This is a genomic window from Curtobacterium sp. GC_Cur_3 (assembly GCF_026544205.1).
GTDB lineage: Bacteria > Actinomycetota > Actinomycetes > Actinomycetales > Microbacteriaceae > Curtobacterium.
Window position 1 is genome coordinate 18,510 of record NZ_JALNUI010000006.1, and the last position, 14,089, is coordinate 32,598.

The following is a 14,089-nucleotide window of genomic DNA, read 5'->3' on the forward strand; positions in this document are numbered from 1 at the left end:
GCCTTACTTCACCTCGCCCTTCGCGGCGTCGTAGGTCGGGGCATCGGGGGCGTCCTTCGCAGGACCCACACCGATCGGGACACCCGCTTCGGGGTGGTTCAGGTCGAACGCCGGCGACTCCGAACGGATACGCGGGATCGACGTGAAGTTGTGGCGCGGCGGCGGGCAGGAGGTCGCCCACTCGAGCGAGCGGCCGTAGCCCCACGGGTCGTTCACGGCCACCTTCGGAGCGTTCCGCGCCGTGACGTAGACGTTGAAGATGAACGGCAGGAAGGAGATGCCGAGGATCATCGCGCCGATGGTCGACAGCTGGTTCATCCACGTGAAGCCGTCGTTCGGCAGGTAGGTCGCGTAGCGACGCGGCATGCCGATGACGCCCAGCCAGTGCTGGATCAGGAACGTGGTGTGGAACCCGATGAACAGCAGCCAGAAGTGGATCTTGCCGAGGCGCTCGTTGAGCATGCGCCCGGTCCACTTCGGCCACCAGAAGTAGAAGCCGGAGAACATGGCGAACACGACGGTGCCGAAGACCACGTAGTGGAAGTGCGCCACGACGAAGTAGGAGTCCGACACGTGGAAGTCGAGCGGCGGGGAGGCCAGGATGACGCCCGTCAGACCACCGAAGGTGAACGTGATGAGGAAGCCGATGGCCCAGAGGATCGGGGTCTCGAAGGTGACCGAGCCGCGCCACATGGTGCCGACCCAGTTGAAGATCTTCACGCCGGTCGGGACCGCGATGAGCATCGTCATGAGCGAGAACCACGGCAGCAGCACCGAACCGGTGACGTACATGTGGTGCGCCCACACCGTGACCGAGAGGGCCGCGATGGAGATGGTCGCGTAGACGAGGGTCTTGTACCCGAAGATCGGCTTGCGGCTGAAGACCGGGAAGACCTCGGAGACGATGCCGAAGAACGGCAGCGCGATGATGTACACCTCGGGGTGCCCGAAGAACCAGAAGAGGTGCTGCCAGAGCAGGGCTCCACCGTTCGCGGGGTTGAAGACCTGGGCGTCGAACACCCGGTCGAGACCGAGGCCGAAGAGCGCGGCGGCGAGGACCGGGAAGGCCATCAGCACGAGGAGCGACGTCACGAGGGTGTTCCACGTGAAGATCGACATGCGGAACATCGTCATGCCGGGAGCGCGCATCGTGATGATCGTGGTGATGAAGTTCACCGCACCGAGGATCGTCGAGAAGCCGGTCAGGCCGAGCCCGAAGACCCAGAGTGTCCCGCCGAGCCCTGGTGTGAACGTCGTGTCACTCAGTGGTGCGTAGGCGAACCAGCCGAACGACGCGGCGCCCTGCGGGGTGAGGAAGCCACCGACGGCGATGAGTCCACCGAAGAAGTAGAGCCAGAACGCGAAGCCGTTGAGTCGCGGGAAGGCGACGTCCGGGGCACCGATCTGCAGCGGCATGATCGCGTTCGCGAAGCCCGAGAAGAGCGGCGTCGCGAACAGCAGCAGCATGATCGTGCCGTGCATCGTGAAGAGCTGGTTGTACTGCTCCTTCGTCGCGACCAGCTGCAGCCCGGGCTCGAAGAGCTGCGCGCGGATGACGAGTGCCATCACGCCGGCGAGCAGGAAGTACAGGAACGACGTGATCAGGTACATGTACCCGATCGTCTTGTGGTCGGTGGAGGTGATCCACCGGACGATGATGTTGCCCTTCCGACCGACCTTGGACGCCTGGAAGTCCGGCGTCGCGGTGCTGGTCGGTTGGCCGACGAATGACGTTGTCATCTGGCGAGCCCCTACTTGTCGTCGCTCGACGCCGTGACGGGCGCCTTGTTGTCAGGCTGGTTCGTGTTGGTGTTGTACTCGTCGCCGAGCAGGCCCACCTTGCCCTGGTCGGTCAGGGTGTCGAGGTACGCCTGGTAGTCAGACGAGGACACGACCTTGACCTGGAAGAGCATGAGGGAGTGGTACTCGCCGCAGAGCTCGGCGCACTTGCCCTGGTACGTCCCGATCTTCTGCGGGATGAAGTACTCGTAGTTCGTCTTGCCGGGGAGCATGTCCTTCTTGTACAAGAAGTCGATGACCCAGAAGGAGTGGTCGACGTCACGCGAGTCGAGCTCGATCTTGACCTTCTTGTCGACGGGCAGGTACAGCGTCGGGAGCTGCGACTCGTCGATCGCGCCGTTGGCGTTCTCTTCTTCCTGGGCCTGGATGCCCTGGTAGTAGACGCTCTTCGACGGGTCGTTCTGGTTGATGTAGTTGAAGTCCCAGCCCCAGCGCTTGCCGTAGACGTGCACGGTGGCGTCCGGCTGCGCGAAGGGCTTCTCGATCGCGGCCTGGTCCTTCGCGGTGAAGGCGAAGAAGCCCAGCACGAGGATGAGCGGCACGATCGTGTAGAAGATCTCGAGCGGCATGTTGTACCGCATCTGCACCGGGAGGCCGGTCTGGCCCTTCCGACGGCGGTAGACGATGGCGGCCCAGATGATCAGACCCCAGACGATGAGCCCCACCGCGAGCAGCACGATCCAGCTCGTGGTCCACAGGCCGACGACGCGGCTCGTGTGGTTGGTGACGTCCTTCGTCTGTTCCGTCCCGGGGAGCCATCCGTTGAGCTGCTGCTGCGAGCAGCCAGCCAGTGCGATGACCAGACCGACGGCCACCGGGACGGCCGCCCAACGTATACGGCGATTCGAACGCACTGTTACCTCTCGGAAAGACGTGGAAGCGAGAGCTCAGCCTGTCGTTGCCGACACCGTGCCACTTGGAGGCGGCACATGACTGGTTCCCAGCTTGGTTGGAACACTCCTAGCTTACTCGCAGCTGGTGACAGCGAGTGCACGCGCAACACGCGTCGTGGACTGTCGCAGCCCCCGGAGACCGGATTTTCCCCTGGTCATCCGCGAGATGTCCGGGTTCGGCGACGCCGCCACGCCGGACGCCGAACGGGGAGCGACCGTGTCGGTCGCTCCCCGTTCGGGTGTTGCTCGTGGTCGGCTCAATGGAAGCTGTCGCCGCACGCGCAGCTGCCCTGCGCGTTGGGGTTGTCGATGGTGAAGCCCTGCTTCTGGATGGTGTCCTCGAAGTCGATCGTCGCGCCGTCGAGGTACGGGACGCTCATCTTGTCCACGACGACCTCGACACCGTCGAACTCGGCGGTGGTGTCACCGTCGAGCAGGCGCTCGTCGAAGTAGAGCTGGTAGATGAGCCCCGAGCAGCCACCGGGCTGGACGGCCAGGCGCAGGCGGAGGTCGTCGCGGCCCTCCTGCTCGAGGAGGCTCGCCACCTTGCCGGCGGCGGCGTCGCTGAGCAGGACCCCGTGCGACGGGACGGCCGTGGTGACGGCTTCGGTCGTGATGGTGTCGCTCATGCGCGCCTCCTTCTGGGCGGTGCGGTCACCGCGCCTCGTCACCGATTGTAAGCACCCCCGCCGACGGAACGCACACGCTCGTCGCGCCCTGTGGAGGACATGCACGGTTCCACCTGCCGGGAGCGGGCGGCCGGGACCACCCGAGCCGAGCCTCCCGTCGGGTGTCCGCGCTCAGGCGCGCGTCGCGAGGCGAGCCAGCAGGATCGCCTCGGACGCGACCGCGCGGTGCAGCACGCCGAGGTGCTGCGACTCGTTCGGGCTGTGCGCGCGCGTGTCGGGGTCCTCCACGCCCGTGACCAGGATCTGTGCCTCGGGGAACTCGGCGGCGAGGTCGGAGACGAACGGGATCGAGCCGCCGATGCCCTGTTCGACCGGCTCCGCGCCCCAGCCCTCGGCCATGGCGGTCCTGGCCTCCTTGACGGCCCAGCCGCTCGTGTCGACCAGGAAGCCGTCGCCGGCGTCGGGTTCGCTGAGCTCGACGCGGGCGCCGAACGGGGTGTGCGCCCGGATGTGGCGCTCCACGGCCGCCGCGGCGTCGGTCGCGCTCTGCCCCGGCGCGACGCGCACCGAGACCCGCGCGCTCACGGTGGGGAGCAGGGTGTTCGACGCGTTCGCCACGCTCGGGACGTCCATCCCGGTGACCGTGATCGACGGCTGGAACCACATGCGCGAGAGGACGTCGCCGGTGCCGACGGGTCGCACGCCGGACACCAGGGCGGCATCGGCGGCGAGTTCGTCCTCGGAGCGGGCGGGGACCGGGGCGTCGTACGCGGTCAGGCCCTCGACCGCGACCGAGCCGGCGTCGTCGTGCAGGGAGCTGAGGAGCCGGACCATCGGGAGCATGGCGTCGGGTGCCGCTCCCCCGAACATGCCGCTGTGGCTGGCGTGCTCGAGCGTCGTCACGGTCAGCTTGAAGGTGACGTTGCCGCGGAGGGACACGGTGATCGCGGGGACCTCGGTGGACCAGTTGTCGCTGTCGGCCACGACGATGACGTCGGCGGCGAGGTGCTCCTTCTGCTCGCGCAGGAAGGTGCGGAACGAGCGGGAGCCGAACTCCTCCTCACCCTCCACGAACAACACGATGCCGAGGTCGAGGTCGTCCCCGAAGCGGGCGTGCAGCGCACGGAGCGATGCGATGTGCGTCATCACGCCGGCCTTGTCGTCCGAGGCACCGCGGCCGTAGAGCCGGTCCCCGCGGAGCGTCGGCTCGAACGGCGGCGTCTCCCAGAGGGCGTCGTCCCCCTGCGGCTGCACGTCGTGGTGGGCGTAGAGCATCACGGTCGGCTTGCCGTTCCGAGCCGGACGGACGGCCAGCACCGCGGGCTGCCCCAGCTCGACGCCGGCGTGCTCCGTGCCCTCGGCCTCGCTGGCGCCGTCCGGCGTGACACCGGACACCGCGGAGCGCACGACCCGGACCGACTCGAACACGCCCGTGTCACGCGCGAGCTCGGCGACGGCCTCGGCGCTGCGGCGTACCGCCGACGGGTCGAAGGCCGACCACGACACCGACGGGATCCGCACCAGCGCGGAGAGGTCGGCGATCGTCCGGGGCAGGTCGCCGTGGACCTGTTCGCGGAGGGCGTCGAGCAGCTCGGGGTCGGTCGCGGGCGCGGACTGTGCGGTGTCGGTCATGCCCGGTAATCTAGAGGACACCAACGTCGGGCTGTTCCCCGGCGCACCGCTCACCGACCAGCAGGAATCACCGTGGCGAAGGCAGCACCCAAGACCATCACGACAGTCAACCCCTCGGAAGAGGAACTGCTCGAGCAGGGCAAGGGCCGTCCCACCCCGTCCCGTCGTGAGCGGGAAGCGGCCAACCGCCGTCCCCTCGTGGGCAACTCCCCCGTGGACAAGAAGGCAGCGCGCGCACGCCTCAACAGCGAGCGCGAGAAGGCCCGCGTGGGCATGGCCAACGGCGAGGAGCGCTACCTCCCCGCGAAGGACCGCGGCGAGCAGCGCAAGTTCGTCCGCGACACCATCGACGCTCGTTGGAACGTGGGCGAGGTGATGATGCCCGTGCTCGTGCTGTTCCTGATCGTGGGCTTCGCCGCACCGCAGACCCCGGTCGCCTCCTACTCCCTGCTCGTGATCTGGGCGTTCGTCGCGCTGTTCCTCATCGACTGCGTCGTGCTCTGGCTGATGCTGCGCAAGAAGATCACCGCGAAGTTCGGCGAGTTCCAGTCGCGGACCTTCTTCTACATCCTGACGCGGGCGTGGCAGCTGCGCTTCCTGCGCCTGCCGAAGCCCCAGGTCAAGCGCGGGCAGTACCCCGCCTGAGTCCGCTCACGAAGCGCCGTCGGCATCGCCGGCGGCGCTTCGTCGCTCCCGGGCGCGTGGGAGCCGGGGTGGCGGCGGGCGGTGAGGCGGCGGGCCGTGAGATCGCACTTCGTGTCGCCTCGCGCGGCGCTGAGGCGACACGGAGTGCGATCTCACCACGGCGGCGGGGCCGGGGTGCGCCGGGCCGGAGGCGCGGTGGCGGGCCGGCGGCGAGCCTCCCGTCCGGTGAGCGGTCAAGACACCCCGGGGCGCAGCGCCGACCGGTCACGACGCGTCACTCGCGCCGCGCGCCAGCGACGGAACGCGACCACTCGGCGGACCTGAGCGGGGTGTCGTGCCAGTCGGCAGCAGCCGGGCGGTGAGATCGCACTTCGTGTCGGGTCCCGGGGCACCGAGGCGACACGGAGTGCGATCTCACCGCGGCGGCGGGGCCGGGGTGCGCCGGGCCGGAGGCTCGGTGCGGGCCGGCGCCGAGCCTCCGGTCCGGTGAGCGGTCACGACACCCCGTGGGCGCAGCGCCCACCGGTCACGATGCGTCGCCCGGGCGGCGCGCCAGCGACGGAACGCGACCGCTCGGCGGACCTGAGCGGGGTGTCGTGACCACTCGGCGGCGGGCCGTGAGATCGCACTTCGTGTCGGGTCCCGGGGCGCCGAGGCGACACGGAGTGCGATCTCACCGCGGCAGCGGGGCCGGGATGCGCCGGGCCGGAGGCTCGGAGCGGGCCGGCACCGAGCCTCCCGTCCGGTGAGCGGTCACGACGCGTCGCCGGGGCGGCGCGCCAGCGACGGAACGCGACCACTCGGCGGACCTGAGCGGGGTGTCGTGACCGCTCGGCGGCAGCCGGGCGGTGAGATCGCACTTCGTGTCGGGTCCCGGGGTGCCGAGGCGACACCGAATGCGATCTCACCGCGGCGGCAGCGACGCGGAGCCGGGGTGCGACGGGCCGGAGGCTCGGTGCGGGCCGGCGCCGAGCCTCCCGTCCGGGGAGCGGTCACGACACCCCGCGTGCGCAGCGCCCACCGGTCACGACGCGTCGCCCGGGCGGCGCGCCAGCGACGGAACGAGACCGCTCGGCGGACCTGAGCGGGGTGTCGTGACCGCTCGTCGACCACGGGACGGGCGACAACGCGCCCCGCGCGTCAGCGCTCCGCGCGCCGCAACCGCTTCCGGCGCAGCCGGTTGATCCGCGTGGCCCAGGTGGGTCCCTCGTAGAGGAACGCCGTGTAGCCCTGCACGAGCGTGGCGCCGGCGTCGATGCGGGCCTGGACGTCGGCTTCCGTGGTGACGCCGCCGACCGCGATCACGCAGAAGTCCGCCGGCACGGCAGCCCGCACGCGCCGCAGGACCTCGAGCGACCGCGCAGCGATCGGCGCGCCGGACAGTCCCCCGGCGCCCATCGCGGTGACGTCGGCCTCGGGCGTCGTCAGCCCGGAGCGGCCGATCGTGGTGTTGTTCGCGATGATGCCGGCGAGACCGAGGTCGACGGCGAGACCGGCGATCGCGTCGATCTGGTCGTCGGTCAGGTCGGGCGCGATCTTGACGAGCACGGGCACGCGGCCCGCGGCCTCGTGCACGGCGGCGAGCAGGGGCCGGAGCTGGTCGAGCTCCTGCAGACCGCGGAGTCCGGGCGTGTTGGGTGAGCTGACGTTGACGGCGAGGTAGTCCGCGAACGGGGCGAGGAGCCGTGTCGACTCGAGGTAGTCGTCGACGGCGTCGGCGACGTCGACCACGCGGCTCTTGCCGATGTTCACGCCGATGACCGGTCGGCCGGGGTTGCGCCGGGCGCGTTCGAGTCGGCGGGCGGCGGCCGGGGCACCGTGGTTGTTGAAGCCCATCCGGTTGATCAACGCGCGGTCAGCGATGAGCCGGAAGAGCCGGGGCTTGTCGTTGCCGGGCTGCGGCTTCGCGGTGATCGTGCCGACCTCGACGTGGCCGAAGCCGAGCAGGCCGAGTCCGGCGATGCCCTTGGCGTTCTTGTCGAACCCGGCGGCCAGGCCGAAGCGGGACGGGAAGTGGATGCCCATCGTGGTGACGCCGTCGGCCGCGGCGGGGCGCGAATAGCGCTCGACGACCCCGGCGAGGAACGGCACGCGCGGCAACCAACGGATGACGGCGAACGCGACGTGGTGCGCGCGCTCGGGGTCCATGTTCGCGAACACCGCTCGGAAGACCACGCCGTAGCCGACGCGGACGCACCGTTCGGCGATGTTCGTCACGCGTCCGCCCCGGTGCTCGCCGTGCGCGGCCCGTCGTGGTGGTCGATCCGGAGCTGCCCGATCGCGGACTCGAAGTCCTCGAGCGAGTCGAAGGCCTGGTAGACGCTGGCGTAGCGGAGGTAGGCGACCTCGTCGAGCTCACGCAGCGGGTCGAGGATCGCCAGGCCGATGTCGTTGGCGTCGATCTGGCTGGCACCCGAGGACCGCACGATCTCCTCCACGCGCTGCGCGAGCACGGCGAGGTCGGAGTCGGTGACGGGTCGTCCCTGGCACGCCTTGCGCACCCCGGAGATGATCTTCTCCCGCGAGAACGGCTCGAGCACCCCGTTGCGCTTGACCACGTTCAACGACGCCGTCTCGGTGGTCGAGAAACGGCGGCCGCAGTTCGGGCACTGGCGGCGTCGGCGGATGGAGGTGCCGTCGTCACTCGTGCGGGAGTCGACGACGCGGGAGTCCGGGTGGCGGCAGAAGGGGCAGAACATGGCACCGCCAAGGCTATCGGTTCACGCGCTCCGTCACGGCGGCACCGTGCCCCGGCAGCTGTTCCTCGGTCGACAGGGCGACGATGTGCAGGGCGACCTCGGCCAGGGCCGCTGCCGTGTACCGGATGACCTGCTGCGGCCGGAGGAAGGTCGACGCCGACAGCCCTGAGCCGAAGCGCGCCTGACCGCCCGTCGGCAGCACGTGGTTCGACCCGGCGAGGTAGTCACCGAGGCTGACCGGCGTGCTCGGCCCGACGAAGACCGCCCCGGCGGCGTCGATCTCCGCGAGCACGGCGTCGTCGTCGACGGTCTGGATCTCGAGGTGCTCGGGCCCGTAGGCGTTGCTCACGGTGGCCGCGTCGGTGAGCGAGTCCACCAGGACGACGGCGGACTGCGGTCCGTCGAGTGCGGCCTGGAGGCGCGTGGCCGTCCCGAGGGCGGCCGTCCGTTCCGGGATGGCGGCTTCCACCGCGTCGGCGAAGGCCGCGGACGTCGTCACCAGCACGCTGCCGGCCTGCTCGTCGTGCTCGGCCTGGCTGATGAGGTCGGCGGCGACGTACCCGGCGTCGGCGGAGTCGTCCGCGATGACGAGGATCTCAGTGGCACCGGCTTCGGAGTCGATGCCGACGACACCGCGCACCAGGCGCTTCGCCGCGGCGACGTAGTTGTTGCCGGGGCCGGTGACCAGGTCGACCGGGTCGAGGCCGATCTCGGCGACGCCGTACGCCAGCGCACCGACGGCGCCGGCACCGCCCATCGCGTAGACCTCGTCCACGCCGAGGAGCCCGGCCGCGGCGAGGATCGTCGGGTGCACGGCGCCGCCGTGGTCCCGCTGCGGGGGCGACACGAGTGCGATCGACCCGACGCCGGCGACCTGCGCGGGGACGACGTTCATGACGACGCTCGAGGGGTACACGGCCTTCCCGCCGGGCACGTAGAGCCCGACCCGACGCATCGGCTGCCAGCGCTGGTGCACCTCGGCGCCGTCGCCGAGGGTGGTCACGGACGGCTGCGGGACCTGCGCGGCACTCGCGGCGCGGACGCGGGTGATGGCTTCGTCGAGGGCGGTGCGGAGCTCGGGGGTGAGCCCGGCGACCGCGGCGGCGATCTCGGCAGCGGGCACCCGGACGTGCTCGGGGGCTCCCCCGTCGAACCGCTCGGCCTGCTCCCGCAGCGCGTCGGCGCCGCGGTCGCGGACGTCGTCGACGAGCACCCGGGCGGCGTCCACCGCATGCCCGACGTCACCGACGGCACGGGGCATGAGTCGGAGGAGTTCGGCACGGGCGGGGAGGCCGCCGCGGAGGTCGATTCGCTGCATCATGAGGCCTCCAGCGTAGCGAGCACCCCTGACCCCGCCGTGCCTCAGCGCGCGGCCGTGACCGCGGCGACGACCGGGCGGTGGTGTTCCACGGCGGCTCCGTCCCAGGCGCCGAGCAGCACGAGCGTGGCGATGCGGAAGGCCAGGGCGCGGACGAGCAGTTGCGACCACTCGGGGACGTCGACGCCGAGCGGGCCGAGGTCCTCGAGCGGGACACCCTGCCAGCACACGGCATCGACCGCCGCGATCGCCGCGCCCAGCCCGGCCGGCCGCCAGTACGGCGCCCAGTCGAACACGGCCGGCGGGGCGTCGGCGGCGAACAGGACGTTGCCGAGCAGGTCGCCGTGGATCACCTGCGCGGGCGTCTCGACGGGCCGGAACGCCGCAGCCAGTTCCGCGAGTGTCCGGTCGGGCGGCAGCGGGGTCTCGCCCCACACCATCCGGTCCGCACGGCTCCAGGGGTCGTCCGTCGTGTCGAGGAACGCCGGGCGTGGCAGGTCGGCGACGGCACGGTGGAACGCGGCACCGGCGCGGATCACGTCCTGCACGCGGGAGGCGTCCGTGGCGCCGTCGAGCCACGAGGACGCTTCCCACCCACGGTGCAGCCAGGCACCGTCCCGCGTGGCGACGGGCCGAGGCGTCCGGAACTCCGTGGAGTGGCGGAGCGCGGTCAGCACGTCCGCCTTCCACGCCGCCTCGGTCGGGTCGCCGTGCGGCCGGAACACGACGCCGCCGGCCCGCCAGGTGAGCCCCCGCCCGCCCGACAGTGGCACCGGGACCGCCCCAGCGACCCCGAACGCCGTCAGGACCTCGGCGTCGGGGCGACCCGGGCGTTCCACCAGCGCGCTCCCCCGGACCGCGCTACACCAGGCAGCGCGGACCGAGCAGGCTCTTCAGCTCGCCGAACAGGTCCGGGGTCAGGTTCACCGGGAACGGCAGCTCGAAGGTGCGCGCGACGTCGTCCTTGAGCAGCCGGAGCCGCACCTCGGTGTCGCCGGTGTGCCGACCGAGGACCGCCGCGAGCTCGGTCACCGTCTCGGTGGTGGCCTGCCGCTCCGGCACCGACAGCGTCAGCGGGCCGGAGCCCATGACGTCGCCGAGGGCCGGCTGGAACATGCTCACCGCGTGCAGCGCCTTGCCGTCGTCGCGGACGTTGACCCGACCACGCAGGACCACGATCGAGTCCGCCACCAGGGACGGCCCGAACTCCTGGTACGTCTTGCCGAGGAACATGACGCCGATCTCGCCGCCGAAGTCCTCGATCTGGACGATGCCGTACGGGTTGCCGCTCGTCTTCGCCACACGGTGCTGCACGCTCGTCAGGAGCCCGGCGACCGTGACGGTCTCGCCCTCCACCGAGTCGTCGGCCCCGATCAGGTCGGCGATGGTGATCGACTGGTGCTTCGCGAGCTCGATCTCGAGCCCGGCCAGCGGGTGGTCGGACACGTAGAGCCCGAGCATGTCGCGCTCGAACGCCAGCTTGTCGCGCTTGGACCACTCCGGGCGCTCCGGCACCTGGGACACCGCAGCGACCGTGGGCTGTTCCTCGGCGACCTCGGCGAAGAGGGAGTCGAAGTCGAAGCCGACGTTGCCGTGGACCTCGTCGCGCTTGATCTTCACCGCGGCCTCGACCGCGCCCTCGTGGATCTCGACGAGCGCACGGCGGGTGTCGCCGAACTCGTCGAACGCCCCCGCCTTGATGAGCGACTCGACCGTCCGCTTGTTGGCGGAGGAGATCGGGATCTTCCGGAGGAAGTCGTGGAAGGAGTCGAAGGCGCCCTTCTCCTGACGCGCCTTGACGATGTCGTCGACGACGTTGAACCCGACGTTGCGGATCGCGCCCATGCCGAAGCGGATGTCGTTCCCGACGGCGGCGAAGAAGCCGATCGACTCGTTGACGTCCGGCGGCATCACCCGGATGCCCATGCGGCGGCACTCGTTGAGGTAGAGCGCCAGCTTGTCGCGGGCGTCACCGACGGACGTCAGCAGCGCCGCCATGTACTCGGCCGGGTAGTGGGCCTTGAGGTACGCCGTCCAGAAGGAGACCACGCCGTACGCCGCGGAGTGCGCCTTGTTGAAGGCGTAGTCGGAGAACGGCAGCAGGATGTCCCACAGCGTCTTGATCGCCGCGGCCGAGTACCCGTTGTCGAGCATGCCGCGCTCGAAGCCGGCGTACTGCTTGTCCAGCTCGGACTTCTTCTTCTTGCCCATCGCGCGACGGAGGATGTCCGCCTGACCGAGCGAGAACCCGGCCACCTTCTGCGCGATGGCCATGACCTGCTCCTGGTAGATGATCAGGCCGTAGGTCCCGCCGAGGATCTCCGCCAGGGGCTCCTCGAGCTCCGGGTGGATCGGCGTGATGGGCTGTTCGCCGTTCTTGCGGAGCGCGTAGTTCGTGTGCGAGTTCGCACCCATGGGGCCCGGACGGTACAGGGCGATGAGCGCGGAGATGTCCTCGAAGTTGTCGGGCTTCATCAGGCGCAGCAGCCCGCGCATCGGGCCGCCGTCGAGCTGGAAGACGCCGAGCGTGTCGCCGCGCTGCAGGAGCGCGTAGGCCTCGGCGTCCTCGAGTCCCATGTGCTCGAGGTCGAGGTCGGTGCCGCGGTTGGACTTGATGTTGTCCAGGGCGTCACTGATGATCGTCAGGTTCCGCAGGCCCAGGAAGTCCATCTTGATCAGGCCGAGCGACTCCGATGCCGGGTAGTCGAACTGCGTGACGATCTGGCCGTCCTGCTCCCGCTTCATGATCGGGATGATGTCGATCAGCGGGTCGCTCGACATGATGACGCCGGCGGCGTGCACGCCCCACTGGCGCTTCAGGCCCTCGAGCCCGAGCGCCGTGTCGAACACGGTCTTGGCCTCTGGGTCGGTCTCGACGACGGTGCGGACGTCGACGGCCTCCTTGAAGCGCGGGTGCTCCTTGTCGAAGATCCCGGTGAGCGGGATGTCCTTGCCCATCACGGGCGGCGGCATCGCCTTCGTGAGCTTCTCGCCCATGCCGAACGGGAAGCCGAGGACGCGCGAGGAGTCCTTGAGCGCCTGCTTCGCCTTGATCGTGCCGTAGGTGACGATCTGCGCGACACGTTCGCTGCCGTACTTGTCGGTGACGTACTTGATCGCCTCACCGCGGCGCCGGTCGTCGAAGTCGACGTCGAAGTCGGGCATCGAGACGCGGTCCGGGTTGAGGAAGCGCTCGAAGATCAGGCCGTGCCGGATCGGGTCGAGGTCGGTGATGCGCATGGCGTAGGCGACCATCGAGCCGGCACCGGAACCACGGCCGGGGCCGACGCGGATGCCGTTGTCCTTGGACCAGTTGATGAAGTCGGCGACCACGAGGAAGTACCCCGGGAAGTTCATCTGGTTGATGATGCCGACCTCGTAGTCGGCGCGGTCCTGGACCTCCTTCGAGATGCCGTCCGGGTACCGGTACTGCAGTCCCTTGGCGACCTCCTTCTCGAACCAGGTGTGCTCGGTCTCGCCCTCCGGCACCGGGAACTTCGGCATGTAGTTCGCCGAGGTGTCGAACTCGACGTCGCACCGCTCGGCGATGAGCAGCGTGTTGTCGCAGGCCTCGATGTTGTCGCGGAACAGGTGCCGCATCTGCTGCGGGGTCTTGAGGTAGAACTCGTCGGCGTCGAACTTGAACCGGTTCGGGTCGTTCAGCGTCGAGCCGGACTGCACGCAGAGCAGCGCCGCGTGCGACTTGGCGTCGTGCGAGTGCGTGTAGTGCAGGTCGTTCGTGCCGACGAGCGGCAGGCCGAGGTCCTTGGCCAGCCGGATGAGGTCGCCCATGATCCGACGCTCGATCTCGAGGCCGTGGTCCATGATCTCGGCGAAGTAGTTCTCCTTGCCGAAGATGTCGCGGTAGTCGGCCGCGGCCTTGATGGCCTCGTCGTACTGGCCGAGGCGCAGGCGCGTCTGGACCTCTCCTGACGGGCAGCCGGTCGTCGCGATGATGCCCTCGTGGTGCTCGCTGAGGAGTTCGCGGTCCATGCGGGGCTTGAAGTAGTAGCCCTCGAGCGAGGCCTTGGACGACAGCCGGAACAGGTTGTGCATGCCCGTCGTGTTCTCGGCGAACATCGTCATGTGCGTGTACGATCCCGCACCGGAGACGTCGTCCCCGCCGCCGTCGCCCCACCGCACACGGGTCTTGTCGGACCGGTGGGTGCCGGGTGTGATGTAGGCCTCTGTCCCGATGATCGGCTTCACGCCGCCAGCCTTGGCGGCCTTCCAGAACTCGAACGCGCCGAACATGTTGCCGTGGTCCGTCACCGCCACGGCCGGCATGCCCTGCGCTGCCGTCTCGGCGACCAGGTCGTTCAGTCGCGCGGCGCCGTCGAGCATCGAGTACTCGCTGTGCACGTGCAGGTGGACGAAGGAGTCGGAACTCGCCACGGGGCCTCCGGTCGAACGAACTGCGTGTGGGACGCAGACAGCCTAACCGCGGCCGGCGACACCGACGGGCGTGTCGAC

General features: G+C 69.9%; 10 protein-coding genes. 1 reads left to right on the forward strand and 9 read right to left on the reverse strand.

The features are described 5' to 3' along the window. Nucleotides 1-3 precede the first annotated feature (3 nt). From ctaD to OXR63_RS04405, 4 genes are all read right to left on the reverse strand, one after another. Entirely contained in the window at nucleotides 4-1,740 is a 1,737-nt protein-coding gene (gene ctaD, locus OXR63_RS04390) for an aa3-type cytochrome oxidase subunit I (RefSeq protein ID WP_267420340.1), read from the reverse strand. Nucleotides 1,741-1,751: 11 nt separating this feature from the next. Next, complete coding sequence (ctaC, locus tag OXR63_RS04395; protein ID WP_267420341.1) at nucleotides 1,752-2,654, reverse strand: aa3-type cytochrome oxidase subunit II; 903 nt, start codon at nucleotides 2,652-2,654, stop codon at nucleotides 1,752-1,754. Between the two features lie 296 nt (nucleotides 2,655-2,950). Continuing rightward, complete coding sequence (locus tag OXR63_RS04400; RefSeq protein ID WP_194626017.1) at nucleotides 2,951-3,322, reverse strand: HesB/IscA family protein; 372 nt, start codon at nucleotides 3,320-3,322, stop codon at nucleotides 2,951-2,953. A gap of 171 nt (nucleotides 3,323-3,493) precedes the next feature. Beyond that, nucleotides 3,494-4,954 (reverse strand): dipeptidase, encoded by a 1,461-nt coding sequence (locus OXR63_RS04405; protein ID WP_267420345.1) that lies wholly within the window; start codon nucleotides 4,952-4,954, stop codon nucleotides 3,494-3,496. 72 nt (nucleotides 4,955-5,026) lie between these two features. On the opposite strand from OXR63_RS04405, the gene OXR63_RS04410 reads away from it, so the two are divergent. Continuing rightward, entirely contained in the window at nucleotides 5,027-5,599 is a 573-nt protein-coding gene (locus tag OXR63_RS04410; RefSeq protein ID WP_267420346.1) for a DUF3043 domain-containing protein, read from the forward strand. Between the two features lie 1,140 nt (nucleotides 5,600-6,739). Here the strand turns inward: OXR63_RS04410 and OXR63_RS04415 are convergent. From OXR63_RS04415 to dnaE, 5 genes are read right to left on the reverse strand one after another with little or no spacing between them, the layout of a single operon-like run. Beyond that, nucleotides 6,740-7,807 carry a quinone-dependent dihydroorotate dehydrogenase gene (locus OXR63_RS04415; RefSeq protein WP_374116064.1) on the reverse strand — a complete coding sequence of 356 codons (1,068 nt, stop codon included), beginning with the start codon at nucleotides 7,805-7,807 and terminating at the stop codon, nucleotides 6,740-6,742. Between the two features lie 5 nt (nucleotides 7,808-7,812). After that, on the reverse strand, nucleotides 7,813-8,298 hold the full coding sequence (nrdR, locus tag OXR63_RS04420) for a transcriptional regulator NrdR (protein WP_267420349.1): 486 nt from the start codon (nucleotides 8,296-8,298) through the stop codon (nucleotides 7,813-7,815). Between the two features lie 13 nt (nucleotides 8,299-8,311). Beyond that, nucleotides 8,312-9,619, reverse strand: a complete 1,308-nt coding sequence (gene hisD / locus OXR63_RS04425) for a histidinol dehydrogenase (RefSeq protein WP_267420350.1) — start codon at nucleotides 9,617-9,619, stop codon at nucleotides 8,312-8,314. A gap of 41 nt (nucleotides 9,620-9,660) precedes the next feature. After that, nucleotides 9,661-10,455, reverse strand: coding sequence for a hypothetical protein (locus OXR63_RS04430; protein WP_267420352.1), 795 nt, complete (start codon nucleotides 10,453-10,455; stop codon nucleotides 9,661-9,663). A gap of 22 nt (nucleotides 10,456-10,477) precedes the next feature. Continuing rightward, nucleotides 10,478-13,960, reverse strand: a complete 3,483-nt coding sequence (gene dnaE, locus OXR63_RS04435) for a DNA polymerase III subunit alpha (RefSeq protein WP_374116065.1) — start codon at nucleotides 13,958-13,960, stop codon at nucleotides 10,478-10,480. Between the last annotated feature and the right edge of the window lie 129 nt (nucleotides 13,961-14,089).

What these genes read in the sequence shown, in the direction of transcription:
- ctaD (WP_267420340.1), bottom strand. Translation starts at nt 1,740, where the DNA reads ATGACAACGTCATTCGTCGGCCAACCGACCAGCACCGCGACGCCGGAC.
- OXR63_RS04400 (WP_194626017.1), bottom strand. Translation starts at nt 3,322, where the DNA reads ATGAGCGACACCATCACGACCGAAGCCGTCACCACGGCCGTCCCGTCG.
- OXR63_RS04405 (WP_267420345.1), bottom strand. Translation starts at nt 4,954, where the DNA reads ATGACCGACACCGCACAGTCCGCGCCCGCGACCGACCCCGAGCTGCTC.
- nrdR (WP_267420349.1), bottom strand. Translation starts at nt 8,298, where the DNA reads ATGTTCTGCCCCTTCTGCCGCCACCCGGACTCCCGCGTCGTCGACTCC.
- hisD (WP_267420350.1), bottom strand. Translation starts at nt 9,619, where the DNA reads ATGATGCAGCGAATCGACCTCCGCGGCGGCCTCCCCGCCCGTGCCGAA.
- dnaE (WP_374116065.1), bottom strand. Translation starts at nt 13,960, where the DNA reads ATGCTCGACGGCGCCGCGCGACTGAACGACCTGGTCGCCGAGACGGCA.